This window comes from Mesorhizobium sp. WSM4816, from assembly GCF_055811535.1.
The window spans coordinates 65,448-89,418 of the sequence record NZ_JBVVQR010000021.1 but is presented as its reverse complement, the minus strand read 5'-3'; the positions used below and the strand labels follow the sequence as shown (position 1 = coordinate 89,418).

Genomic DNA, 23,971 nt, shown 5'->3' with positions numbered 1-23,971 from the left:
GCTACAGTGAAACAGATCCATCTTCGTGGCAACCGCTGCATGGCGGTTCAAGGATCAACCAGACGGAGACCGAACATGTCCCTCAACCCAAACTTGTCCCCCAACAAAGTCGTGCTCATCACCGGGGCTTCGAGCGGCATTGGCGCCGCCATCGGCCGGGAGCTCGGTGCCGCAGGAGCAAAGGTCATGCTGGGTGCGCGCCGCACCGATCGGCTGGACGCGCTCGCAGAAGAGATCAGGGCAAAGGGCGGGGAGGCAATGACACGCCGCCTGGACGTGACCGACCGCGCCAATGTCGCCGCCTTTGCCGAGGCGGCGCGCCAGGCCTGGGGACGCGTCGATGTGATCGTCAACAATGCCGGCGTCATGCCGTTGTCGCTGATGATCTCGATGAAGGTCGATGAATGGGACCGAATGGTCGACGTCAACATCAAGGGCGTGCTCTACGGCATCGCTGCGGTGCGGCCGCAGATGACGGCCCGAGGCTCCGGCCATGTCGTCAACATCGCCTCCATCGGCGCGCTTTCGGTATCGCCGACAGCCGCTGTCTATTGCGCAAGCAAATACGCGGTCCGCGCCATCTCCGATGGCTTGCGGCAGGAGCACGACAACATCCGCGTCACCTGCATTCATCCCGGCGTGGTCGAGAGCGAGCTCGCCGACACGATCACCGATCCGATCGCAGTGGAAGCGATGAAGACCTATCGCGCCATTGCGCTGCAGCCCGACGCGATCGGCCGTGCCGTGCGCTTTGCCATCGAACAGCCGGACGATGTCGACGTGAACGAGATCGTCATCCGGCCGACAGCCAGCAAGTAGTCCCATGAAACAGATTTCCATCCTTGCCGCTGCCGTGCTTGTTGCCGGCGCGGCCGACTTATCCGCACAGAAAGGCTTCGCCCAAATGAATATCGCGCAGAATTCCGTTACCCCAGCTTCGGCAAGCCACTCCTATGTCGGGATGTGGGTCACGGCGGATGGCCATATCCGCCACAACTTGCTTCCAAATGGTCGCTATGACGAAGCGCGCGGGAACCGTGACAGCGCATACCAGGGGCGCTATGAGATCCGGGGAAATCACATCGACTACTGGGACGACACCGGCTTTACCGCTGACGGAACGTTCATCGACGGCGTGCTGCACCACGCCGGCATGATCTTGTATCGGGCGAAGTAGACGACATCAGTCGAATCTCGATGACGACATCAGTCGCATCTCGATAAAAAAGTTTCGCATGGCGCCGCTGCACCATATGCATTTGGTACGCAGCCAAAAACAGGGGCTCACCTTGCCGACCGAACCACGTTCTCCACGGCTTGCAGTGCTGATCGACGCGGACAATACCTCGGCCAAGATTGCCGACGGCTTGTTCGAGGAAATCGCGAAGATCGGCGAGGCAAGCGTCCGTCGCATCTACGGCGATTTCTCCAGCACCCGCTCAAAGGCATGGGCCGACGTGCTGTCGAAGCATGCGATCATCCCACAGCAGCAATTCGCCTACACCACCGGCAAGAACGCATCCGACATCACGCTCGTCATCGACGCCATGGACCTTCTCCACAGCGGGCGGTTCGAAGGCTTCTGCCTGGTGTCGTCCGACAGCGATTTCACCCGCCTTGCCGCTCGCATCAGGGAACACGGGATCGACGTTTATGGGTTTGGCGAGCAGAAGACGCCGGAGAGTTTCCGGCAGGCTTGCCGCCGGTTCGTATACACCGAGAACCTGCTGCCGACTGCGCCAGCCAACGCGAACGATGCGGCGCCGACGAAGTCCTTGCAGCCGCCCAGCGCCGCGACGCCGATCATCACCAGGGTCATTTCACAGATGGGAACCGAGGACGGCTGGGTGCCGCTCGGCATTGTCGGCAATCAGCTCGCCAATCTGGCATCGGACTTCGATCCCAGGACCTTCGGCTTTCGCAAGCTGAGCGATCTCGTGCGCAAGACCAATGCCTTTGAGATCGATCATCCCGAGGGTGGAGCGATGCGTATAAGGGTCAAGCCAGCTGCGAAGGGCAGAGAGAAATCGAGGTCGGCAGCATCGCGCTGAGCCCTGCAAAAAGCTAGCTGTCCCAGTCCAATTGGTGTCCGATCGGCCTCTGGTCGGACCACAATTTCGCTGGCGAAAACCACCATTCGGCGTATTATTCTCGTGGCAGAGAGTTCATGGCGGAGGAGGCCAATGGACATCGTTTCGAGAGCGCCTGTCGTTGACTTGCCGGCCCATGAACTCGTTTCATCTGCGCTTTCAAAATTCCGCGCCGGCGACACCATATCGACCAGAGCCGCAATAGATACCATCCGCCGGGCAGGCCCAGCTTGTACGGACAGCGACGACCAACTGGTCGAGCTTATCGTCATGACCGCAATTGGTAGGACCATGGGGATCGTGTTCGACCATCGGTGCCGCTGATGCACATCGCCCGGCCCGCAATTGGCTTGCGCACTGTCTAAAATGAGACTGGCGACATAAGCCACTCCGTAACCATGAATTGTGGTCGGGATGGATCGCGCCATTCGCTGTCGGAACGAATAACTTCGCTGCGCCGTTGCTGTCGTTGGAGTCGAGGATTGACGGCGATGCGTGATGAACAGTTCGATGTTCCGGTGACGATCGAGAGCGAACGCACCGGACGCCGGCTTTCTGTGACGAGGACGGTCCAGGCGGCCTCGCTTCTGGTCGACAAATGGCCAGACGAAAAGCGCGGGCCGAAATATCGCGCGGCCTTGAAAGCCATGATGGATGCGATGGAGCAGCGGCGGGCGGTTGGGACTGCGCGGCGGGCATTCACGGCGGCCGCCAAGGAAGCCCATGTGTTTGTGCGCGAAGGCCGGCGTTAAGGCGCGCCACGTCTGAAGAGCGCGATGCGACGTGCTTTTGGTTCTTGTTTTTAGGGATGTCGTTGCCCAAGACCATGTCGTTGTCCCAAAACCGCTGCGCACTTTGGGCGACATGCATTAAGGAACCTCACGAAATCTCCGCCGTTATGCTCCAGGTCCAAGAGACTGTTTCGAAAGTCGCTCCGGCGAGTCATATGGTGGTGGTTTCGAGAACCGGAGCGCAGCGGACGTTCGGGTCCGTGAGCACCGAAAGCGCAGAAAACGCCATCAGATGGCCGCCGGAGTAGACTTTCCAAACAGCCTCTAAGTGAGGAGAGAACTGCCATGCCAGACGACAAGACCAAGACCGACAACCGCGATCGCTCACAAGTAGCCGGCGACGAAGACTATGAGGTGAGGCATCTCGCCGAGGAAGCCGGCATCACTCCCGACCAGGCTCGCACGCTGATCAAGCGCCACGGCACCGACCGCAAGGTGCTGAACGAAATCGCCAAGAGCATAAAGGCATTGTGATGGCTGACAAACGGACCGCAATGGCCGATCGGAAGAAACGCGAACAGGACGACAAGGAGGCCCTGCGACTGGCCGAGACAACTGATGTTTCGCCCAACCAGGCGAAGGATCTGATGCGCAAGCACGGCAAGGACAGCGCCAAGGTCGAGAAGGAAGCCAAGAACTTCAAGGCCGAAGGCTGAGCAGCCGATCTGGCGGAGCGAGTCCGCCCTCGTTCCCGCATCAGCTTCGCACCCGCCAGCCATTCGCACGCTGGACGACAGCCCCATCCCATTCTTCGATGAACTCGGCTGGAAGCGGGCGTATGCGGACGACTATGCCGTGATCTATACGCGAAATCGCTGATTTTCGGCGGCTTCGTCCGCCGCACGGCTTGTCTTTGAGCGCCGCGCTGAGAGCCGCGACGGCAAATCCTTTATAGGATTCTTATTTCTTTCCTCTTCGCCACGTCTCGAACCTTTATGGGGTTTGGATCCATATTCCGTCGGGAAGGACACATCTCGGTCGCCATTATCATCGCGACAGAGTGTCTTCACATGACTTCAACGCTGCCCGGCTGCAGGCAAGCCAGTGCAAAAACGAAAATAAGGAACAGCTCCGATGGACATCATCGTTCTCGGGATAGGGTTTTTGTTTTTCGCCCTGTTCTTCGCCTTCGTCAAAGCCTCCGACAGTCTTTAGGCGGAAGGACCGCAACATGCTTGTCGACTATATCCTCGGTGGCGCTGTGACCCTGTTCCTTCTCGCCTACCTGACATACGCCCTCATTCGCCCAGAACGTTTCTAACGGCAACTGGCGCAGGCACGGAAGGCTATTTCAATGACTTTCAACGGATGGATGCAGATCCTCGTCTATTGCGGGATCGTCGTTTTGCTGGTGAAGCCGCTCGGCGGCTACATGTATCGCGTTTTCAGCGGCGACCGCACATTCCTCTCGCCGATTTTGGGTCCTGTCGAGCGCAGCCTTTATCGCATCTCGGGGACCAGCGAACGTGAGGAGCAGCACTGGACCACCTATGCGGCGGCCGTGCTGTTCTTCAACCTCGCCGGCTTCCTGGTGCTCTACGCCCTGCAACGGCTGCAAGGCAGCCTGCCTTACAATCCGGCCGGCATGAGCGCCGTCGAACCCGGGCTCGCCTTCAACACCGCCGCCAGCTTCATGACCAACACCAACTGGCAGAACTACGGCGGTGAAAGCACGATGTCCTATCTCGTGCAGATGGCCGGCCTCACCGTGCAGAACTTCCTGTCCGCAGCGACCGGCATCGCCATCGCAATCGCGCTGATCCGCGGTTTCACCAAGGCCTCCGGCAAATCGATCGGCAATTTCTGGGTCGATATGACCCGGTGCACCCTTTACCTGCTGTTGCCGCTCTGCATGGTGCTGACGCTGGTCTATGTCTATCTCGGCATACCGCAGACGCTCAGCGCTTATCTCGACGCCACAACCCTGGAGGGCGCGCGGCAGACGATCGCGGTCGGGCCGGTTGCCTCGCAGATCGCCATCAAGATGCTCGGCACCAATGGTGGCGGCTTCTTCAACGCCAATGCCGCGCATCCCTTCGAAAACCCCGACGCGATCTCGAATCTGATCCAGATGGTTTCGATCTTCGCCATCGGTGCGGCGCTGACCAACGTCTTCGGCCGCATGAACGGCGACCAGCGCCAGGGTTGGGCGATCTTGACTGCAATGGGCGTCCTGTTCATCGTCGGCGTTGCCGTCTGCTACTGGGCGGAAGCATCAGGCAATCCGCTGGTGCATGCGCTGGGCATCGACGGCGGCAACATGGAAGGTAAGGAAACGCGCTTCGGCATCGCTTTGTCGGCGCTGTTTGCGGTGATCACCACCGCCGCGTCCTGCGGCGCCGTCAACGCCATGCATGACAGCTTCACAGCGCTTGGCGGCATGATCCCGATCATCAACATGCAGCTCGGCGAGGTCATTGTCGGCGGTGTCGGCGCCGGTCTCTACGGCATCCTGATGTATATCGTGATCGCCGTCTTCGTCGCCGGACTGATGGTCGGACGCACGCCCGAATATCTCGGCAAGAAGATCGAGGCCAAGGAGGTCAAGATGGCGATGCTCGCCATTCTCTGCCTGCCGCTGGCGATGCTGATCTTCACCGCCATCGCGGTGGTGCTGCCGACAGGCGTCGCTTCGATGGCCAATGCCGGCCCGCACGGCTTCTCCGAAGTTCTCTATGCCTACACCTCGGCTGCCGCCAACAACGGCTCGGCCTTTGGCGGCCTGACCGGCAACACGCCCTGGTACAACGTCACGCTTGCCATCGGCATGCTGATGGGCCGCTTCCTGGTCATCATCCCGGCTCTGGCGATCGCCGGCTCGCTGGTCGCCAAGAAGACGGTGCCCGCCTCCGCCGGCACCTTTCCGACCGACGGGCCGCTGTTCGTCGGGCTGCTGGTCGGCGTCATTCTGATCGTCGGCGGCCTCACCTTCTTCCCGGCGCTGGCAGTCGGGCCGATCGTGGAGCACCTGGCCGGCATCCACGGGCAGACTTTCTGAACCGTCCCACCTTGGATCAATGTCATGTCCTGGCTCAAATCCATACGTCGCAAGATTCGGCATCGTGACGATCGGAAAGGGGCAACCCCGCCTCCTTTTCCGACCTTGTCCACGTTCTTCGGCATTGCGGTAGTCATGATCGTGGTCTGGCTGCTGGCCTCCGGGCTTCCACATCTGCTTTCGGCATCCGATCGATCGGCGCCAACCAACAACATCGATACTGGAGCCACCAAATGAGCCAGTCCAAATCCGCTGTCATCATGGATGCCCGCATCCTGCTGCCCGCCATCGAGGGCGCCTTCAGGAAACTGAACCCGCGCACCTTGATGCGCAATCCGGTGATGTTCGTCGTCGCCGTGGTCTCGGCGCTCACGACAGTCCTGTTCGTCAAGGATCTCGTCACTGGTGGCGGCGATCTCGGCTTCTCGCTGCAGATCATCATCTGGCTGTGGTTCACCGTGCTTTTCGCCAACTTCGCCGAAGCGGTCGCCGAAGGCCGCGGCAAGGCGCAGGCCGATTCGCTGCGCAAGGCTCGCACCGAGAGCCAGGCCAAGCTGTTGAGCGGCGACGATCGCACCAGGTTCAAGCTGGTGCCCGGCACCAGCTTGAAGGTCGGCGACGTGGTGCTCGTCGAGGCCGGCGACATCATTCCATCGGACGGCGAGGTGATCGAAGGCGTCGCTTCGGTCAACGAGGCGGCGATCACCGGCGAATCCGCTCCGGTGATCCGTGAATCCGGCGGCGACCGTTCGGCGGTGACCGGCGGCACGCAGGTTCTGTCCGACTGGATCCGCGTGCGCATCACCGCGGCCTCCGGCCAAACGTTCCTCGACCGCATGATCTCGCTGGTCGAAGGCGCTGCGCGCCAGAAGACGCCCAACGAGATCGCGCTCACCATCCTGCTCGTCGGCATGACGCTGATCTTCGTGCTGGCGACGGCAACGATCCCGAGTTTCGCCGCCTATTCGGGCGGCACCATTTCGGTGACCGTCCTCGTCGCCCTGTTCGTCACCTTGATCCCGACGACCATCGGCGCGCTGCTTTCGGCCATCGGCATCGCCGGCATGGATCGCCTGGTGCGGTTCAACGTGCTGGCGATGTCGGGCCGCGCGGTCGAGGCGGCCGGTGACGTCGACACGCTGCTGCTCGACAAGACCGGCACGATCACGCTCGGCAATCGCCAGGCGACGGCATTCCGCCCGGTCAAGGGCGTCACCGAGCAGGAGTTGGCCGACGCGGCGCAGTTGGCCTCGCTTGCCGATGAAACGCCGGAAGGCCGCTCGATCGTCGTGCTGGCGAAGGAGAAATACGCCATCCGTGCCCGCGACATGGCGACACTGCATGCCGCTTTCGTGCCCTTCACTGCGCAAACCCGCATGAGCGGCGTCGACATCGATGGCTCTTCGATTCGCAAGGGCGCGGTCGATTCGGTGCTCGCCCACGTCAATCGGTCGACCGTCGCCACGCATGGCACGCGACCCGGCAGCGACACCGTCCGCGACCTCCAGGCGATCGCCGACGATGTCGCCAAATCCGGCGGCACGCCGCTGGCGGTCGAGCGCGATGGACGCCTGCTCGGCGTCGTCCATCTCAAGGACATCGTCAAGGGCGGCATCCGGGAGCGCTTCGCCGAACTGCGCAAGATGGGTATCCGCACGGTGATGATCACCGGCGACAACCCGATGACGGCGGCTGCGATCGCGGCCGAGGCCGGCGTCGACGATTTCCTTGCCCAGGCGACGCCCGAGGACAAGCTGAAGCTCATCCGCGACGAACAGGCCAAGGGCAAGCTCGTCGCCATGTGCGGCGACGGCACCAATGATGCGCCGGCCCTTGCGCAGGCCGATGTCGGCGTTGCCATGAACACCGGCACGGTCGCCGCACGCGAAGCCGGCAATATGGTCGACCTCGACAGCGATCCGACCAAGCTGATCGAGATCGTGGAAATCGGCAAGGCGCTGCTGATGACGCGCGGCTCGCTGACAACCTTCTCCATCGCCAACGACGTGGCCAAGTATTTTGCCATCATCCCGGCCCTGTTCGCCGTCTTCTACATCGCGCCGGGGCAGACATCAGGTCCGCTGCAGGCGCTTAACATCATGCATCTGGCTACGCCGCAGAGCGCCATTCTCTCAGCCATCATCTTCAACGCACTGATCATCGTCGCGCTGATCCCGCTGTCGCTGAGGGGCGTCAGATATCGCGCCGTCGGCGCGGGCGCGCTGCTCAGCCGCAACCTTCTTGTCTACGGCCTCGGCGGCATCATCGTCCCCTTCGTCGGCATCAAGGCGATCGACATGGCCATCACCGCGCTTGGTCTCGCATAAGGAATCAAGTCCATGCTCAAGCAAATCAGACCCGCGATCACCATGATCGTCTTCTTCACCATCCTTACCGGCCTGATCTATCCGATCGGCATGACCGGCATCGCCCAGGCCTTGTTCCCGCACCAGGCCAATGGCAGCCTGATCGAGAGGGACGGCAAGGTCGTCGGCTCCGAGCTGATCGGCCAGGCTTTCGCCAGCGAGCACTATTTCCATGGCCGGCCGTCGGCTGCCGGCGACGGCTACGACGCCGCCGCTTCGAGCGGCTCGAATCTCGGGCCGACCAACGCCAAGCTGATCGACCGCGTCAAGAGCGATGCCGACAGGCTGAAAGCGGAAAATCCGAACCAGCCGGTGCCGATCGATCTGGTCACGACTTCAGGCAGCGGCCTCGATCCGCATATCAGCCCCGAGGCCGCCTATTTCCAGGTCGCCAGGGTGGCCAGGGCCAGGGGCGCCGATGAAGCCAGTGTCAAGTCGCTTGTCGACAGCCATGTGGAGGACCGCGAGCTCGGCTTCATGGGAGAGCCTGTGGTCAATGTGCTGGCGCTTAACCTGGCGCTGGACGAGGCCACCAGGCAATGAATGGTGGGAAGCAATGAGTGGCAGGCTGGGGATCGACACCATCCCCGGCGCCATTCATGATCGATTGTGATGCCGGACGACAGAAGCAACGAAACCCGACCCTCACCCGACGCCCTGCTTGACCGTGCGGAGCGGGAGGCGCGCGGTCGTCTGCGGATTTTTCTGGGCGCAGCACCCGGTGTCGGCAAGACCTATGAAATGCTGATGTCGGGCCGTGCAAGATTGGCCGACGGAGTGGACGTGGTGATCGGCGTCGTCGAGACGCACGGCCGCAAGGAAACCCAGGTGCTGGTCGACGGCTATGAGGTGATTCCCCGTCATCGGGTCGACTACAAGGGGCGCATCCTCGAGGAAATGGACCTCGATGCCATCCTTGCCCGGCGTCCGGCGCTGGTCCTCGTTGATGAGCTTGCCCATACCAACGCGCCGGGCAGCCGCCATCCCAAGCGCTATCTCGACGTTCAGGAAATCCTGACGCACGGCATCGACGTCTACACCACGCTCAACATCCAGCATGTCGAAAGCCTGAACGATGTCGTGGCGCAGATCACGCGCGTCAGGGTGCGCGAGACGGTTCCAGACTCGATCATCGACCAGGCCGACGACATCGAGATTATCGATCTCACGCCCGACGACCTGATCAAGCGGCTCGATGAAGGCAAGGTCTATATCCCCAGCACCGCCCGGCGCGCGATCGAGAATTATTTCTCGCCAGGCAATCTGACGGCGCTCAGGGAACTGGCGCTGCGCCGCACCGCCCAGCGCGTCGACGAGCAGTTGCTGACCCACATGCAGGCCCACGCTATACCCGGGCCCTGGGCGGCGGGGGAAAGGGTTCTCGTCTGCGTCGATGCGCGTCCGGGCGGGGCGGCCCGCGTCCGCTATGCGCGGAGATTGGCCGACCGGCTCCGCGCCCCCTGGACGGCGCTTCATGTCGATACCCCTCGTTCAGCCGCCATGTCCGAGGAGGAAAAGGATCGGCTGGCGACGCTGCTGCGCCTTGCCGAGCAACTCGGCGCCGAGGTGACGACCATTCCAGGCCAGAACGTCGCGCAGGACATCGTTCGCCATGCGACCGCCAACAACTTCACCCATATCGTGATCGGCAGGCCGACCCGATCGCGCTGGCGGGAATTGATCGAAGGCTCGCTCACTTATGATCTCATCCGCAATGCCGGCGACATCAGCGTCCATGTCATTTCGGGAAACGAACGCAACGACGAGGCGACGTCACGGACCGTCAAGGTGGCGGACGAGCAGTGGCAATTCGAGATCTGGCCCTATCTCAAGGCCACGGCCTATGTTGCTGGCTCGCTCGCCTTCGCCGTCCTTCTCCACCAGTTTCTCGACGTCCGCAATCTGGCGATCATCTTTCTCATCGGGGTTCTGACGTCGGCGGTGACCGGCGGTCTCTGGCCGGCTTTGTATGCCTGCCTCATCAGCGCCACTGCCTTCAACTATTTCTTCCTGGAACCACGCTACACGCTGACGATCCAGGATCCGGAGAGCATCGTGGCGTTGGCTGCCTTCCTGGTTGTTGCGGTCATTGCCAGCAATCTGACAGCGCGGGTGCAGCGACAGGCGGTTGCTGCCCGCTCGCGGGCACGCGCCACGGAAGATATCTATCTCTTCTCGAAGAAGCTCGCTGGCGCCGGCACGCTTGACGACGTGCTCTGGGCGACTGCCTTCCAGATAGCCTCGATGCTGAAGTTGCGCGTGGTGCTGCTGCTGCCGGAAAACGGCTCGATCACCGTCAAGGCCGGCTACCCACCCGACGACACGCTGGCCGAGGCCGACATCGCGGCCGCCCGTTGGGCCTGGGAGCACGACCGTCCCGCGGGCCGCGGCGCCGACACGCTTCCCGGAGCAAGACGCCTGTATCTGCCGTTGCGGACCGGGCGCACCGCTGTCGGCGTCGTCGGCCTCGACAACGACAAGCAAGGTCCGCTGTTGACGCCCGAGCAGCGGCGCCTGCTCGACGCGCTCGCCGACCAGGCGGCAGTCGCCATCGAACGCATCCAGCTGGTTGCCGACGTCGACCGGGCCAAGCTCGAGGCCGAGGCGGACCGCCTGCGGTCGGCGCTGCTGACCTCGATTTCCCATGACCTGAAGACGCCGCTTGCCGCCATCATGGGCGCCGCCGGCACATTGCGGGAATTTGCACCGGCGCTTCCCGAAACGGACCGGGCGGACCTGCTGTCGACCGTGCTCGACGAATCGGAACGGCTGAACCGCTTCATCGCCAATCTGCTTGACATGACCAAGATCGAATCCGGTGCGATGGAGCCGAACTACGCGTTCCACTATGTCGGCGACATTGTTGGCACCGCCTTGCATCGAGCCAGAAAAATCATTGGCGAACACAAGACCGAAGTCGACATTCCCACGGATCTGCCGATGCTGAGGGTCGACCCTGTCCTGTTCGAGCAAGCGCTGTTCAATCTCCTCGACAATGCCGCTAAATTTGCGCCGCCTGGCTCGACGATCCGCCTGCAGGGCTGGGCCGACAATGGTTCCGTCATCCTGCAGATCATGGACGAGGGGCCAGGCATTCCGCGCGCCGATCTGGAACGCGTTTTCGACACGTTCTACCGGGTGCGCAAGGGCGATCAGGTCCGTGCCGGCACCGGGCTTGGGCTCTCGATCTGCCGCGGCTTCATCGAGGCGATGGGCGGGACGATTTCGGCGGCCAGCAGGACCGACCATTCAGGTGCGGTTTTCACCATCAAGATGCCGGTGCCAACGGAACTGCCCGCGGTGGACGACGACCCCAACGGCGATGACCGAACTGTGAGCGACCCCGACGTGGCTAAATTGGCATGACGAATCTGGACGTCAGGATATTGGTCGTCGATGACGAACCGCCGATCCGCAAGCTGCTCCGCGTCGGCCTTGGCAGCCAAGGCTATGCGATCAGCGAGGCGCCGAACGCCAAGACGGCGATCGAACTCGTGGAGACGGAAAAGCCGGACCTGATTCTGCTCGATCTCGGCCTGCCCGGCATGGGCGGCCACGAATTGCTGCGCAAATGGCGGGACGACGGCCTGGATGTTCCGGTCGTCATCCTTTCCAGCCGCACCGACGAGGCCGGCATCGTCTCGGCACTTGATTTCGGCGCCGACGACTATATCACCAAGCCGTTCGGCATGAACGAGCTTGTCGCGCGCATCCGCGTGGCGCTCCGCCACCAGTTCCAGCAGCAAGGCGAGAAGCCGGTCTTCCACACCGGCGATCTCACGGTCGATCTGGTGAAGCGCATCGTCATGATCGAGGACAGGGAGATAAAGCTCTCGCCGAAGGAGTACGACATCCTGCGCATCCTCGTGCAGCACGCCGGCAAGGTTCTCACCCACCAGTTTCTTTTGAAGCAGGTCTGGGGCGATTCGACCGACGTGCAGTATCTCAGGGTCTATGTGCGGCAGCTCAGGCAAAAGATCGAGAAAACGCCCGACCAGCCGCGCTACATCACCACCGAAACCGGCGTCGGATACCGCCTGCGCGAAGTTGACTGAAGCGAGGGCCGCGGGCGAGCCCGTCTAACCCCGCTGCGGGGCTGGCGTCCTACCATCAGCCGCCTGTTGCGGCTGATCCAGCGGCGCTCCACAACCAAGCGTCCCGCTTGCACGGCGAAGCCGACTTGATCAGCTTTTCCTTTAACGATCTTGACAGCGATCGAGATGGCTTCGGCCACACGGGTCCCTGATGTCCAGGATCGGCGATTAACCATCGGTTAATGGCAATGGTCGACGCGAGGCGTTCGGGACCGGACCGGGCGCCGTCCCGATCTGGATGCCGGCGGCATGCGGGGTAAAGGACGAGAGCCCGACCTCTTGCCGGCGGCATAGCCGCGGCCGCCACCTCTCGCAACTCGTCACGGCCTGGCGCGCACGTCGCGCATCGCGAGAACGCGCATAATTGAATGTCACACTTGCTGGTTGCATTACAATATGAAATTTTGTGTTATCGCATCCCCACAAATTCTCTTTAACAAAATCATGGTTAACAGCTGCTTGCCGCAGGTTAGCCACAGTCGGCTTTTACCAAGCGTGATTGGGGAAATTCTACAGCTTGGCGGGACCGTCCAAAAACGAAACAGTGGAGCGACGACCTAATGCCGCAACATAGCGCACAAGAACAATATCTACTTGAACTTATCAACGCGGAGAGGGCTAAGGCCGGCGTGCAGCCGCTGGCCTTTGACAATGATCTCAGCGAGTCGGCTGAGGGGCACAGCAGATGGATGCTTGCAACCGACACCTTTTCTCACACGGGGTCGGGAGGCTCCTCGCCCACCCAGCGCATGAAGGCGGCTGGCTACACCCTCGCCGGCTCCTGGGCGACAGGGGAGAACATCGCGTGGGCTACGACCAGGTCACCGACAGGCTATAATGACGAGATTCTGCTCCTGCACAACAACCTGATGAACTCCCCGGGTCATCGTGCCAACATCCTCAACGGCAACTTCCGCGAGGTAGGGCTTGGATTCGAGGTTGGCGATTACCGGGGGCGCTCCAGCGGTTTCGTGACGGAGAATTTCGGCAAGACCGGATCAGACCTGTTCCTGACCGGTGTGGCGATCGACGACAAGGACGGCGACAGGTTCTACGATCCCGGTGAAGGTCTATCCGGTCTCACCATCACGGCAAAGAGTTCGACGGGCACGACGTTTACGGCGAAGACCACGGCCGCTGGCGGCTATGACCTCGCCCTCAAGCCGGGCACCTACACAGTAACCTTCTCGGGGGCGGGCATCGAAGCTTCGACGCGCACCGTCTCTGTCGGGAGCAAGAACGTCAAACTCGATCTCGTCGATCCGAAGCAGGGATCCGTCGCTGCCGTTCAGGATGAACCTGCGGCTTCCGATCCGGCGCCGCAGCAGGCCCCGACGCCAACCGCGCCAGCTGAACCGGCCCCGACAACGCCGCCGGCTTCTGGGCAGCCGGTTTCTGGCCAGCCGGTTTCTGGCCAGCCGGACTCTGGCCAGCCGGTTTCTGGCTCCCAGTGGCTTGCAAACTTCTTCGGCAAACAGGGCGCAAACTTCCGGTCTGAGCAGACCCTGGCCGAACATGAGGAGGCCGAAGCAACGCCTGGCACGGCTAAGGAGAGTGGCGCACAGGTGGCGCTTGAGGGCGATAACATCGTGTTTCCACAACTCGGGAACGCTCGGGGCCAACTCGACGACGCTATCGAGCAGGTCCGGGACGCTGTATCGACCGCGCTAGCAAATGCGGGCGATCCGAGACCGGCTTTTGATTGGGCAGAGTATGCACATACGCAAGCGGGCGATGCCGACGCGCTGGCTGCGAAACTCATCGAGCAACTGTCTGCGCATAACAACAGCGTGATCGCCGATCAGGCCGCGTAGCCAATGCCGGACGATGCGGGCCTGCAGTTATGGGCCCGCATCGCCTGCTGACGCATGCGGTTGATCGAGGGGACATCAATGTCACAATCTGGTTCAGAGAAGCTCCGCCCGCCGAGGGCGAAGTCCGAATTGGCTGCCTGCCTGGCGCATTTCCGGCGCGCCTTTTTGGCGGTGGCGGGTTTCAGCGGCCTTATCAACGTGCTGATGTTGTCCGGCTCGGTGTTTATGCTGCAGGTCTACGACAGGGTCCTGCCCAGCCGTAGCGTGCCGACGCTGGTGGCTCTGGTCCTGCTGATTTCGATTCTTTATGTTTTTCAAAGTGCCCTCGACGCGATCCGCGGCCGGGTGCTGGCGCGTATCGGCAGCGGACTCGACGAGCGCCTGAGTGAACGGACCTACCGCGTGATGTCGCAATTGCCCTTGGCCAGAGGCCGTTCGGGCGAGGGCATGCAGCCGGTGCGCGATCTCGATCAAATCGGTGGTTTCCTGGCCAGCGGTGGTCCCGCCACTCTTTTCGACCTGCCGTGGATGCCGCTTTATCTCGCGCTCTGTTTTGCCTTCCATCCTTGGCTCGGCCTGGCTGCGCTGATTGGGGCGATCCTGCTTTTGGCATTGACCGTGCTCACGGAGAAAACGGTCCGCCGTCCAGCAACTGAAATGTCTGGATATGCCGGAGCGCGCAGCAATATCGCACTGGCAAGCATCCGCAATGCCGAGGTGCTCGAAGCGATGGGCATGAGATCCACTATGGCCTCGCGCTGGGCGGAAGCAAACGGCAAATACAGGCAGGCGCAGATGCGCGCCAGCGATGTCACGGGTTCATTCGGCGCGCTCTCCCGCGGCTTTAGGATGCTGCTGCAATCAGTCGTTCTCGCGATCGGAGCGTATTTGGTGATCGGCCAGGAAGCCACGCCTGGCATCATCATCGCAAGTTCTATTCTCACCGCGCGAGCGCTGGCGCCGGTCGAACTCGCAATTGCGCACTGGAAGAACTTTCTTGCCGCCAGACAAGGCTGGCACCGGCTGAACGAACTTTTCACGCAGTTCCCTGCCACAGAGGATCGCTTGCAGCTGCCGCCGCCGCGGACACAACTCTCGGTTGAAGAGATCAGCGTCGTTCCGCCAGGCGAACGCCGTTTTGTCGTACAGGATGTTGCGTTTTCGCTGAGCGCCGGCTCCGCGCTCGGTGTCATCGGTCCGAGTGCATCGGGCAAATCGTCACTGGCGCGGGCGCTCGTCGGCGTCTGGCCGGCAGCGCGCGGCAAAATCCGCCTGGACGGCGCCGCCATCGAACAGTGGCCGGCTGAGGCACTGGGGCGGCACATCGGGTATCTGCCGCAAGATGTCGAACTTTTCGCAGGCACCATTGCTCAAAACATTGCCCGCTTTGATCCTTCTCCGGATCCGGCAACCATTATCGCGGCGGCCAAGACCGCGGGCATGCACGAAATGATCCTGCGCTTGCCTCGCGGATATCAGACCGAGATCGGCGAGGGCGGCGCATCGCTTTCAGCAGGACAGCGGCAGCGCATCGGACTGGCCCGCGCGCTTTATGGTGATCCTTTCCTCGTTGTTTTGGATGAACCGAACTCGAATCTGGACGCTGGAGGCGAGCAGGCTTTGACCCAGGCGATCCTTGCGGTCAAACAGCGGCACGGCGTGGTTGTCGTAATCGCCCATCGTCCAAGCGCCCTGGCGGCAGTGGACCTTTTACTTGTTCTCGACTCCGGCCGTCAGCACGCATTTGGGGCGAGGGATCTGGTCGTCCGGGGCACGACGCGGAGTGCCTCCGTGGGAACGCTTCAAGCAGTTGCCCCGGAGGAAAAGGCATCAGGATGACGTTATTTCATGATCGATCGTTCTTTGGCGCGCGTAACGGCGTGAGGGGGATGATTCCGCATATTCGTGCCGGAGCGAGCCATCTGGCCGGCGTCAAGGGCAAAATCGGCGGGCTGCTGTTCGTTCGGGCTAACCTCCCTACCGATGTGCGATCGCAGCCGACGCAGAACGACTTATCCCTTCGCCGGTATATGCTTCTTGGCGCCGCAACCGTGGCGCTGCTTGTCGGCGGCCTTGGTGCATGGGCCGCAACGACGGAATTGTCAGGCGCCGTCATCGCTACCGGCCATATCGCAGTGGAATCCAACGTCAAGGCGGTTCAGCATCCAAGCGGCGGCGTTGTGGGTGAGATCAACGTGCGCAACGGCGATGAAGTCAGAGCAGGCGATATTTTGCTCCGTCTCGACGACACGCTTACACGCGCCAATCTCGCCGTCATAACCAATACCCTGGACGAACTCTCGGCGCGGGAGGCACGCCTCACAGCGGAGCGTGAGGGTGCCGAGGCGATAGCCTTTTCCGAGGATCTCACCAGCCGCTCCTCTGTTGGACATGTGGCGCGTGTGATCGGCGGGGAGCAGAAACTTTTCGCTTTGCGCCGGGGAGCTTACCGTGCCCAAATCGAGCAACGCAGGCAACGGGTGAGCCAGCTCAAGGAGGAGATAGCGGGCCTCGAGGCACAAAGGGCGGCCAAGGAGCACGAGATTGCGTTGGTCCGCGACGAGATCAAGGGCGTCAGGGGCCTTTGGGAAAAGAAACTCGTCCAGCGGTCGCGACTCCTGGACCTGGAGCGGGGCGAGGCTCAGATCGAGGGAGGGCGCGGCCAACTCGTCGCTGCGATAGCCGAAGCGAACGGCAGAATCAGCGAAACAGAAATGGCCATCATCCAGATCCAGCAGGATTGGCGCAGCGAGGTCGCGAAAGAATTGCGCGAAACGGAGGCTCGAACCACAGAATTGGCAGAGCGAAAGATCGCCGCGGAGGAATTGCTTAGACAGACCGATATTCGTTCACCCCAGAACGGACGGGTGCATCAGCTTGCGATCCATACGGTCGGCGGCGTCGTCACGACCGGCGAGCCAATTATGATGATTGTCCCGACCGCTGACGAATTGACTGTGGACGCACGCATCGCGCCTCAAGACATCGATCAGGTCCAGCCCGGCCAGCTTGTCCATCTGCGGTTGTCGGCGTTCAGCCAGCAGGTCACGCCGGAAATCGAAGGACATGTAGCAACGGTTTCTCCCGACCTCGTCGAAGACGAGCGGAACGGACTATCCTACTACAGCGTGCGGATCAGGCTTGACGAAGACAAGCTTGGCTCGTTGGATCCGGAAAGCCTCAAGCCGGGCATGCCGGTGGAGGCGTTCATGCGCACGACCGATCGCACCGTCATCTCGTTTCTGATGAAGCCATTGACCGACCAGATCAGCCGCGCATTCCGCGAATAATCGCGCGGCTGGCCTATCGCCGTGCCGTGGCCAGGGCTCCGGGGAACGCAGCCCGGCCATGCCGAGCTTTTCAACTGTGTGATGTTGCGGTTCAAATTATCCAAGCCAGCCTGAAAGGCATGGAAGTGCAGGATGCTCTCCAGCTTCTTGTCGTCGGCCCTCGTATTGGTGCCCTTCGCCAGCACACATCGGTCGACGGGCTTTGCGCCCTGACTGGCTAGCCCGCCAATTCCGCTCCGGCGAGGCTTTAGCCATGGCATCATCAGACAAACGCCCTATATAATCGCAGGGTTCTGTTTCGTGCGGGCCCAAGATGTGTTTCGTAAGGGAATGGATGGATGTCGCCGCTTCGCCTTTCGACGATCTTGATGTCGGCAATCCTGGCAACAGCGATGCTGTCGGGCGCGGCTGTCTCCGCGCAGAACGTCGCTCCCGCCAATCGCAATACCGTGGTCCTGCAAGGCGAATTGCAGATGCTGGAGAACAGGCTGCGACGGCAGCAATTTCAGCAGCAGCAACAGCAGTTCCGTGCCCAGGATCGCGTGGTCGTGCCGCAACGGCCAGATGTGCCGCAGATGGCGCCTACTTGCCAGTTGCGGCGATCGGGCAGCCGCCTCATCAGCGTCTGCCGCTGATGGCCCGGCGTTTCATTTATTTAGCTGATATGCTTGAACGCCGCTCTACTTAAAGTAGCATCAAAGGCGGTTTTGATTTCGCAACGTGCCTTTGCGCTTGGGCACTGCCCTGATTGGATCGTCGGCAATGGCAGCCACCAGGAAGAAGGTCGTGCGCAAGGCGAGGAAGGGCGAGCGGATCCGCCAGGTCGCGGCAATTCCCTTTCGGCTGGGCAGGCATGGCGGCGTCGAGGTGATGCTGGTCACCTCGATATCGAGAAGGCGCTTTATCGTGCCCAAGGGCTGGACGATGAAGGGCAAGAGTGGGCGCAAGGCAGCCACCATCGAAGCGCGGGAGGAAGCCGGCGTCCTCGGCAAGACGCTGAAGCAGCCGGCCGGCACCTATTCCTACTGGAAGCGGCTGACGAACCGCTTCGTCCGCGTCGACGTCACCGTCTACCTGCTGGCGGTGACGGAGGAACTGGCCAACTGGCAGGAAGCCAAAAGGCGGCAGCGGGCATGGCTGGCGCCGGCAGACGCAGCCGTGCTTATCGACGAGCCCGAACTTTCAACGCTGCTGAAGAACTTGAAAATTCCCCAGCCAGCGCCCGCTGGCGAACTTGAACCAAGGTCTCATTTGGCGTCGTCCTCTCCCTGAGGGAAAGACCGCACCGGCGTGCCGGTATAGGCCCACAACCATTCGCGCGGCAGTGGTCCTTTGTTGCGGTCGCTCTGTTGCGACTGTTCCCACGCATGCGCCAAGATGCCGACCGAGCGCGACAGCACGAAAAGGCCACGTGTCAGCGGCGGCGGAAAGCCGAGCTCGCCATAGATGACGGCGGTGGCGCCGTCGATGTTGAGCGGGATCTTCTTGCCCTTGCGCCGCGCGACCTCGGCCTCAACAGCCTCGGCGATGTCGGCGAAACGTCCGCTGACGACGCCGCGCGCGGCAAAATCGCGGGTCAGCTCGATGAGACGCGGCGCCCGCGGATCGACCGGGTGGAAGCGATGGCCGAGCCCCGGCACATAGGATTTTTCCTCGGCGAAGAAGCGATCGAGCCGCGACGCGACGGCATCGGCAAGCGTCACGCCTGCGTCCAGTGCCGCGGCGATGTCGCCGTAGAAGGCAAGCGCCTGCTCGCCGGCGCCGCCATGCACGTCGCCAAGCACATTGATGGCTGAAGCCATGGCGCTGTTGATGCCGACGCCGCAGGTGGCCGCCATGCGGGCAATGGCGATCGACGGCGCCTGCGGCCCGTGGTCGACGGCCGCCCCCAGCGCGATACCGAGCAGCGCCGCCTGCTCCTCGCCAGGCAGTTCGCCGCGCAGCATCAGCCAGATCATCGCCGGAAAGCTGACGCGGCCGATCAGGTCCTGGATCTCATAGCCACGCAGCCGGATCACGCCAGGGCGCATTTCGATGATATCGGTCTGCCACCATTCCTCACCGCGCTCGCGGCCGGTTTTTTTCTCAACGTTGCTCATGTTCTCGCGTCGCTCATGCCTGCGCCCTTTTCTTGACGCGCGGCGGCAGACTGGCAAACACCTCGTCCATGTGCTCGCCCAGCGCCGGCGGCGGCCTGGTCGGCAACGGTGCTGCACCATCGACCATGAACCCGCCGCGCACGACGGTCAGCGGTCGGTCGATGTTCGGCATGCTATCGAAACGGGTGGTCATCTCGCGCTCGATCACTTGCTGCTCGGCCAGCACCTGCGGGATCGTCAGCACCCTGCCCGCCGGCACGCCTGCGCGATTGAGCGTCTCCTCCCAGGCTGCGGCCGAGTTGTTCGCCAGGGCATCCTCGATCAGCGCCTTCAAGGCGATGCGGTTGCGCTTGCGCGTCTCGCGCTCGGCAAAGCGCGGGTCCGACGCCAGCTCCGGCAGCCCGACCAGCCGGCAGAGCGTGACGAACTGCTCCTGCTTGTTGGCGGCGATGTTGAGCAGACCGTCGCCGGTGCGAAACGTGCCGGAAGGTGCCGCCGTCATGTTCTCGTTGCCCATCGGCTGCGGCTCGACGCCTGCCGTCAGATAGTTGGAGACCGGCCAGCCCAGCGCGGAAAGCGTGCATTCGAGCATCGACACGTCGAGGAAAGCGCCCTCGCCTGTCGTCTTCTGCTTCACAAGTGCCGCCGTGATGGCGAACGCCCCGACCAGCCCACCCAGCGTGTCGGCGACGGGGTATCCGACACGCAGCGGCGCGGTCTGCGCTGTGCCGGTGATGCTCATGATGCCCGAAAGACCCTGGATGATCTGGTCGTAGGCCGGATTGTCGCGCATCGGCCCGGTCTGGCCGAAGCCCGAAATCGCGCAATAGACAAGACTGGGGCGGACCTCTTTCAGCCTGGCATAGCCGAGCCCCAGCCGATCCATCACGCCGGGCCGGAAATTCTCGACCAGCGCGTCGGCGGAGGCGACCAGATCGAGGAAGCGTTCGCGATCGGCCTCTTTCTTGAGATCGAGCACCACCGATCGTTTGCCGGCGTTCTGCGCCAGGAATGAAGCGCCCATGCCGGTGCTGTTGAGTTCCGGCGAGCCGCCGAGCTGGCGCGCCAGATCGCCGCCTTGCGGCGCCTCGACCTTGATCACATCGGCCCCGAGCAGCGCTAGCTGATAGGCACAGTAGGGGCCAGCCAGAACATTGGTCAGGTCGAGGACGCGGATGCCGGACAGCAGATCGGTCATGATGTCACAAGCAGGTCAGGCATCGCCCGGCACGTGTTCCGGTCCACGCATGCGGCGGCGTTCGATGTAAGCGTAGACATGCGGCCCGATCAGCCCGATGAACGCCAGCGTCAGCAGTGTCAGCGACAGCGGATGTTTGTAAAACACCGACCAGTCGCCGTTCGAGATGGTCATCGCGCGGCGGAACTGCGTTTCGGCGAGCGGCCACAAGATCATGCCGATGATGACCGGCGCCGTTGGGAAATCGAAGCGCCGCATCAGGAACCCGGCCCCGCCGAGCAGATAGAGGATGACGAGGTCGGTCGGCGACTGAGAAATACCGTAGGTGCCGACCGTGGCGAACACCAGGATGCCGGCATAGAGCTGCGGCGCCGGGATTTTCAGCAGCCGCACCCACAACCCGATCAGCGGCAGGTTGAGGATGACGAGAATGATGTTGGCGATGAACAGGCTGGCGATCAGCCCCCAGACCAGATTGGCCTGCGTCATGAACAGCATCGGCCCGGGATTGATGCCATAGCTTTGGAAGGCCGACAGCATGATCGCGGCCGTCGCCGAGGTCGGCAACCCAAGCGTCAGCATCGGCACCAGCACGCCAGCGGCCGATGCGTTGTTGGCGGCTTCCGGCCCGGCAACGCCTTCGATGGCGCCGACCGTGCCGAACTCCTCCTTGTGATTGGAGAGCTTTTTCTCGATTGCATAGGACAGAAAGGTCGGGATTTCGGCGCCGCCGGCCGGCAGCGCGCCGATCGGGAAGCCGAGCAGGGCGCCGCGCAGCCAAGCCTTCCACGAGCGTGCCCATTCGGCCGCCGTCATGTAGAGCGAGCCCTTCAGCGGCACGATCTCGTCCTTGCCGGCATAGCGGCGCGAGGCCATGTAGAACGTCTCGCCGACCGCAAAGAGGCCGACGGCGACGACGATCACGTCGACGCCATCGAGCAATTGGCTCATGCCGAAGGTGAAGCGCGGTTGCCCGGTCTGCAGGTCGACGCCGATCATGCCGATGACGAAGCCGATGAACAGGCTGGTCAGGCCACGAACCGACGACGAGCCGAGCACCGCCGAAACCGTGATGAAGGCCAGCACCATCAGCGAGAAATATTCGGCCGGGCCGAAGGACAGCGCGAATTTGACGACGACCGGGGCCAGGAAGGCGACCCCCAGCGTGCCGAGTGTACCGGCGACGAAGGAGCCGATCGCCGAAGTGGCAAGTGCCGCGCCGCCGCGGCCGGAACGGGCCATCCTGTTGCCCTCCAGCGCAGTGACGATGGTCGCGCTTTCACCCGGCGTGTTGAGCAGGATCGATGTCGTCGAACCGCCATACATGGCGCCGTAATAGATGCCGGCAAACAGGATGAAGGACGCTTCCGGCGCCACCTGGTAGGTGATCGGCAAAAGCAGCGCGATGGTCAGTGCCGGTCCGAGGCCGGGCAGCACACCGATCGCTGTCCCCAGTGTCGTACCGAGCAGGCACCACATGAGATTGACCGGCGTAAAAGCGACCGAAAATCCGTGCGCGAGATGGCCAAGCGTTTCCATGGCTTCAGCCTCTCAACATACGGATAATCGAATCGAGGCCCGTGTTCAGCTGGTTCTCGATGAAGCCGGCGCCGATGTTGACGCCGAGCGCCCTGGCGAAGCCGAAATAGGCGGCAAGCGCCAGGATCAGGCCGAGCAGCACGTCACGCAGCGGATGTCTGCTGCCGAATCCGTGGCAGATGAGAACGAACATGATCACCGAGGCTGCGGTGAAGCCAAGCGGCTGGATCAGAACAAGATTCGCGACCAGTCCGACGGCGACGATGCCCATCGCCTTCCAGTCGGTCGGGGTTTCCTTTTCTTCCTCCGGCTGCCAGCCGCCCCGCAGAGCGGCGACGATCAGCAGCAGGGAAAGGACCGTCATGCCGACCATGGTGATGTAGGGGAAGACGGTCGGGCCGACCTTGGAGTAGAGCGGCGACACCGGAATCGAAAGAGTCTGCCAGGCCACTGCGCCGGCGCAGGCAAGAAGCCCGATGCCGATCAGCAATTCGGGCACGGCAAGGCGCGGCCGCGCCGCCTGCTGGTCGCTGGTGCTCATGATCGTCCTCCCTGGATAGCCGGTCTCCCACGGCCGACCTCATCGCAGTTTCACTCGCGCCGGATCGTATGTCCATGCGGCTGGCGAACATCGGAAAGGGGCAGTGCAGACCGCCCCTCTCCGGGGACATCAGGCAAGGCCGAGGTCCTTAAGGATGGCTGCGATCCTAGCCGTGTCTTCGGTGAGAAATTTCGCGTAGTCGTCGCCGGTGAGCAGGATCTGCGTCCAGTTGCGGTTTTTGCATTCGGTGGCCCAGGCTTCGCTTTTGGCCATCGTCTCGACCAGCGTGATCATCGCCGCCTTGTCGGCGTCGGAAACGCCCGGCGGTGCGAAGACGCCGCGCCAGTTGAATAGTTCAACATCGATGCCGGCTTCCTTCATCGTCGGTGCGTCGATGCCTTCCTGGCGCTTGTCCGCGGAAATGGCAAGCAGCCGAAGCGCGCCTGCCTTGACCTGTTCGGAGAACTCGCCGTAGCCGGAGATGCCGGCCGCGACCTGGTTGCCGAGAAGCGCCGACAATGCCTCGCCGCCGCCGGCGAACGGCACGTAGGAGAGGTTGGCTGCCGGAACACCGGCCGTCTTGGCGATAAGGCCGAACAATATGTGGTCCGAGCCGCCGGCCGAACCGCCAGCCACCGGCACTTTGGTCGGATCGGCTTTGAGGGCGGCGACGAAATCCGCTGCTGTCTTGAACGGCGAGGCCGCAGGCACCACCAGCGCCTCGAATTCGCCGGTGAGGCGGGCGATCGGCGTGACCTCGGTGAGATTGTTGGCCGATTTGTTGGCGATAATGGCGCCAACCATGACCATGCCGGCAACCATCAGCGAATTGCCCTTGCCGTTCCACTGGCTGATGAATTGCGGCAGGCCGACTGTGCCGCCGGCGCCGCCGACATTGGTGATCTGCGAACCGGAGATCAGCTTCTCACTGCGCAGCACCTGGTCCATCGTGCGCGCCGTCTGGTCCCAGCCGCCGCCGGGCGCTGCCGGCACAAAGATCTGGATCTGCGGTGCGTCCTGCGCGAAAGCGGGCGAGAGATGCAACGCTGCGAAACCGGCGGCGCCGGCAGCGGCGGTGCTCGTTAAAAATCTGCGTCTGTTCAGCATGGGGTTCCTCCAATCACGACACCTCCTCCGGTGCCTGCCAGCAA

The 23,971-nt window shown here is 62.5% G+C and carries 24 protein-coding genes and 1 pseudogene; 19 read left to right on the top strand and 6 right to left on the bottom strand.

All coding sequences use genetic code 11. The features are described from left to right. The first annotated feature begins 75 nt into the window (after nucleotides 1-75). The 14 genes from AC0L3H_RS21340 to AC0L3H_RS21275 all read left to right on the top strand — a co-directional run bounded on the left by AC0L3H_RS21340 (nucleotide 76) and on the right by AC0L3H_RS21275 (nucleotide 12,300). On the top strand, nucleotides 76-819 hold the full coding sequence (locus tag AC0L3H_RS21340) for an SDR family oxidoreductase (protein WP_473586794.1): 744 nt from the start codon (nucleotides 76-78) through the stop codon (nucleotides 817-819). Between the two features lie 85 nt (nucleotides 820-904). Beyond that, nucleotides 905-1,177, top strand: a complete 273-nt coding sequence (locus AC0L3H_RS21335; RefSeq protein ID WP_473586805.1) for an Atu4866 domain-containing protein — start codon at nucleotides 905-907, stop codon at nucleotides 1,175-1,177. A 112-nt stretch (nucleotides 1,178-1,289) separates the two neighbouring features. After that, nucleotides 1,290-2,051 carry an NYN domain-containing protein gene (locus AC0L3H_RS21330; protein ID WP_091595693.1) on the top strand — a complete coding sequence of 254 codons (762 nt, stop codon included), beginning with the start codon at nucleotides 1,290-1,292 and terminating at the stop codon, nucleotides 2,049-2,051. A gap of 132 nt (nucleotides 2,052-2,183) precedes the next feature. Then, entirely contained in the window at nucleotides 2,184-2,414 is a 231-nt protein-coding gene (locus tag AC0L3H_RS21325) for a hypothetical protein (protein ID WP_027153036.1), read from the top strand. A 167-nt stretch (nucleotides 2,415-2,581) separates the two neighbouring features. Next, the gene (locus AC0L3H_RS21320; RefSeq protein ID WP_473586793.1) at nucleotides 2,582-2,842 is read left to right on the top strand and encodes a DUF982 domain-containing protein; all 261 of its coding nucleotides are present in this window, start codon (nucleotides 2,582-2,584) and stop codon (nucleotides 2,840-2,842) included. Between the two features lie 324 nt (nucleotides 2,843-3,166). Continuing rightward, complete coding sequence (locus tag AC0L3H_RS21315) at nucleotides 3,167-3,355, top strand: DUF3606 domain-containing protein (RefSeq protein ID WP_023797481.1); 189 nt, start codon at nucleotides 3,167-3,169, stop codon at nucleotides 3,353-3,355. Beyond that, nucleotides 3,355-3,537: a hypothetical protein gene (locus AC0L3H_RS21310; protein WP_473586792.1), complete on the top strand. Its 183-nt coding sequence runs from the start codon at nucleotides 3,355-3,357 to the stop codon at nucleotides 3,535-3,537. The genes AC0L3H_RS21315 and AC0L3H_RS21310 overlap by 1 nt, the downstream gene beginning before the upstream one ends. Nucleotides 3,538-4,052: 515 nt before the next feature. Then, nucleotides 4,053-4,142: a K(+)-transporting ATPase subunit F gene (locus tag AC0L3H_RS21305; protein ID WP_091595620.1), complete on the top strand. Its 90-nt coding sequence runs from the start codon at nucleotides 4,053-4,055 to the stop codon at nucleotides 4,140-4,142. Between the two features lie 33 nt (nucleotides 4,143-4,175). Further along, nucleotides 4,176-5,879 (top strand): potassium-transporting ATPase subunit KdpA, encoded by a 1,704-nt coding sequence (kdpA, locus tag AC0L3H_RS21300; protein ID WP_473586791.1) that lies wholly within the window; start codon nucleotides 4,176-4,178, stop codon nucleotides 5,877-5,879. Nucleotides 5,880-5,903: 24 nt separating this feature from the next. Further along, nucleotides 5,904-6,116 carry a hypothetical protein gene (locus tag AC0L3H_RS21295; protein WP_473586790.1) on the top strand — a complete coding sequence of 71 codons (213 nt, stop codon included), beginning with the start codon at nucleotides 5,904-5,906 and terminating at the stop codon, nucleotides 6,114-6,116. After that, nucleotides 6,113-8,206 carry a potassium-transporting ATPase subunit KdpB gene (kdpB, locus tag AC0L3H_RS21290; protein ID WP_473586789.1) on the top strand — a complete coding sequence of 698 codons (2,094 nt, stop codon included), beginning with the start codon at nucleotides 6,113-6,115 and terminating at the stop codon, nucleotides 8,204-8,206. The genes AC0L3H_RS21295 and kdpB overlap by 4 nt, the downstream gene beginning before the upstream one ends. A 12-nt stretch (nucleotides 8,207-8,218) precedes the next feature. Beyond that, nucleotides 8,219-8,788, top strand: coding sequence for a potassium-transporting ATPase subunit KdpC (gene kdpC / locus AC0L3H_RS21285; RefSeq protein WP_473586788.1), 570 nt, complete (start codon nucleotides 8,219-8,221; stop codon nucleotides 8,786-8,788). A 69-nt stretch (nucleotides 8,789-8,857) separates the two neighbouring features. Next, complete coding sequence (locus AC0L3H_RS21280) at nucleotides 8,858-11,611, top strand: DUF4118 domain-containing protein (RefSeq protein WP_473586787.1); 2,754 nt, start codon at nucleotides 8,858-8,860, stop codon at nucleotides 11,609-11,611. Beyond that, nucleotides 11,608-12,300 carry a response regulator transcription factor gene (locus tag AC0L3H_RS21275; RefSeq protein WP_473586786.1) on the top strand — a complete coding sequence of 231 codons (693 nt, stop codon included), beginning with the start codon at nucleotides 11,608-11,610 and terminating at the stop codon, nucleotides 12,298-12,300. The genes AC0L3H_RS21280 and AC0L3H_RS21275 overlap by 4 nt, the downstream gene beginning before the upstream one ends. A 56-nt stretch (nucleotides 12,301-12,356) precedes the next feature. On the opposite strand, the pseudogene AC0L3H_RS21270 reads toward AC0L3H_RS21275, so the two are convergent. After that, nucleotides 12,357-12,634: pseudogene (locus tag AC0L3H_RS21270) on the bottom strand (IS5/IS1182 family transposase); the annotation flags it as partial. A 265-nt stretch (nucleotides 12,635-12,899) separates the two neighbouring features. On the opposite strand from AC0L3H_RS21270, the gene AC0L3H_RS21265 reads away from it, so the two are divergent. The 5 genes from AC0L3H_RS21265 (at nucleotide 12,900) to AC0L3H_RS21245 (ending at nucleotide 18,715) form a co-directional block, all read left to right on the top strand. Continuing rightward, nucleotides 12,900-14,153 carry a CAP domain-containing protein gene (locus AC0L3H_RS21265; protein ID WP_473586785.1) on the top strand — a complete coding sequence of 418 codons (1,254 nt, stop codon included), beginning with the start codon at nucleotides 12,900-12,902 and terminating at the stop codon, nucleotides 14,151-14,153. A gap of 78 nt (nucleotides 14,154-14,231) precedes the next feature. Next, complete coding sequence (locus AC0L3H_RS21260) at nucleotides 14,232-15,992, top strand: type I secretion system permease/ATPase (protein ID WP_473586784.1); 1,761 nt, start codon at nucleotides 14,232-14,234, stop codon at nucleotides 15,990-15,992. Continuing rightward, nucleotides 15,989-17,443: an HlyD family type I secretion periplasmic adaptor subunit gene (locus AC0L3H_RS21255; protein WP_473586783.1), complete on the top strand. Its 1,455-nt coding sequence runs from the start codon at nucleotides 15,989-15,991 to the stop codon at nucleotides 17,441-17,443. The genes AC0L3H_RS21260 and AC0L3H_RS21255 overlap by 4 nt, the downstream gene beginning before the upstream one ends. A gap of 368 nt (nucleotides 17,444-17,811) precedes the next feature. Further along, nucleotides 17,812-18,078, top strand: coding sequence for a hypothetical protein (locus AC0L3H_RS21250; RefSeq protein ID WP_473586782.1), 267 nt, complete (start codon nucleotides 17,812-17,814; stop codon nucleotides 18,076-18,078). Between the two features lie 127 nt (nucleotides 18,079-18,205). Next, a complete protein-coding gene (locus AC0L3H_RS21245) occupies nucleotides 18,206-18,715 on the top strand; it encodes an NUDIX hydrolase (RefSeq protein WP_473586781.1) in 510 nt (169 codons plus the stop codon). Here AC0L3H_RS21245 and AC0L3H_RS21240 read toward each other — a convergent pair. The 5 genes from AC0L3H_RS21240 to AC0L3H_RS21220 form a co-directional block, all read right to left on the bottom strand. Next, nucleotides 18,691-19,542, bottom strand: coding sequence for a citryl-CoA lyase (locus AC0L3H_RS21240; protein WP_023797466.1), 852 nt, complete (start codon nucleotides 19,540-19,542; stop codon nucleotides 18,691-18,693). The genes AC0L3H_RS21245 and AC0L3H_RS21240 overlap by 25 nt on opposite strands. Nucleotides 19,543-19,555: 13 nt before the next feature. Then, entirely contained in the window at nucleotides 19,556-20,740 is a 1,185-nt protein-coding gene (locus AC0L3H_RS21235; protein ID WP_473586780.1) for a CaiB/BaiF CoA transferase family protein, read from the bottom strand. Between the two features lie 15 nt (nucleotides 20,741-20,755). Next, complete coding sequence (locus tag AC0L3H_RS21230) at nucleotides 20,756-22,279, bottom strand: tripartite tricarboxylate transporter permease (RefSeq protein ID WP_473586779.1); 1,524 nt, start codon at nucleotides 22,277-22,279, stop codon at nucleotides 20,756-20,758. A 4-nt stretch (nucleotides 22,280-22,283) separates the two neighbouring features. Beyond that, nucleotides 22,284-22,820, bottom strand: a complete 537-nt coding sequence (locus AC0L3H_RS21225) for a tripartite tricarboxylate transporter TctB family protein (RefSeq protein ID WP_077379464.1) — start codon at nucleotides 22,818-22,820, stop codon at nucleotides 22,284-22,286. A gap of 129 nt (nucleotides 22,821-22,949) precedes the next feature. Further along, the gene (locus AC0L3H_RS21220) at nucleotides 22,950-23,927 is read right to left on the bottom strand and encodes a Bug family tripartite tricarboxylate transporter substrate binding protein (protein ID WP_091595596.1); all 978 of its coding nucleotides are present in this window, start codon (nucleotides 23,925-23,927) and stop codon (nucleotides 22,950-22,952) included. Between the last annotated feature and the right edge of the window lie 44 nt (nucleotides 23,928-23,971).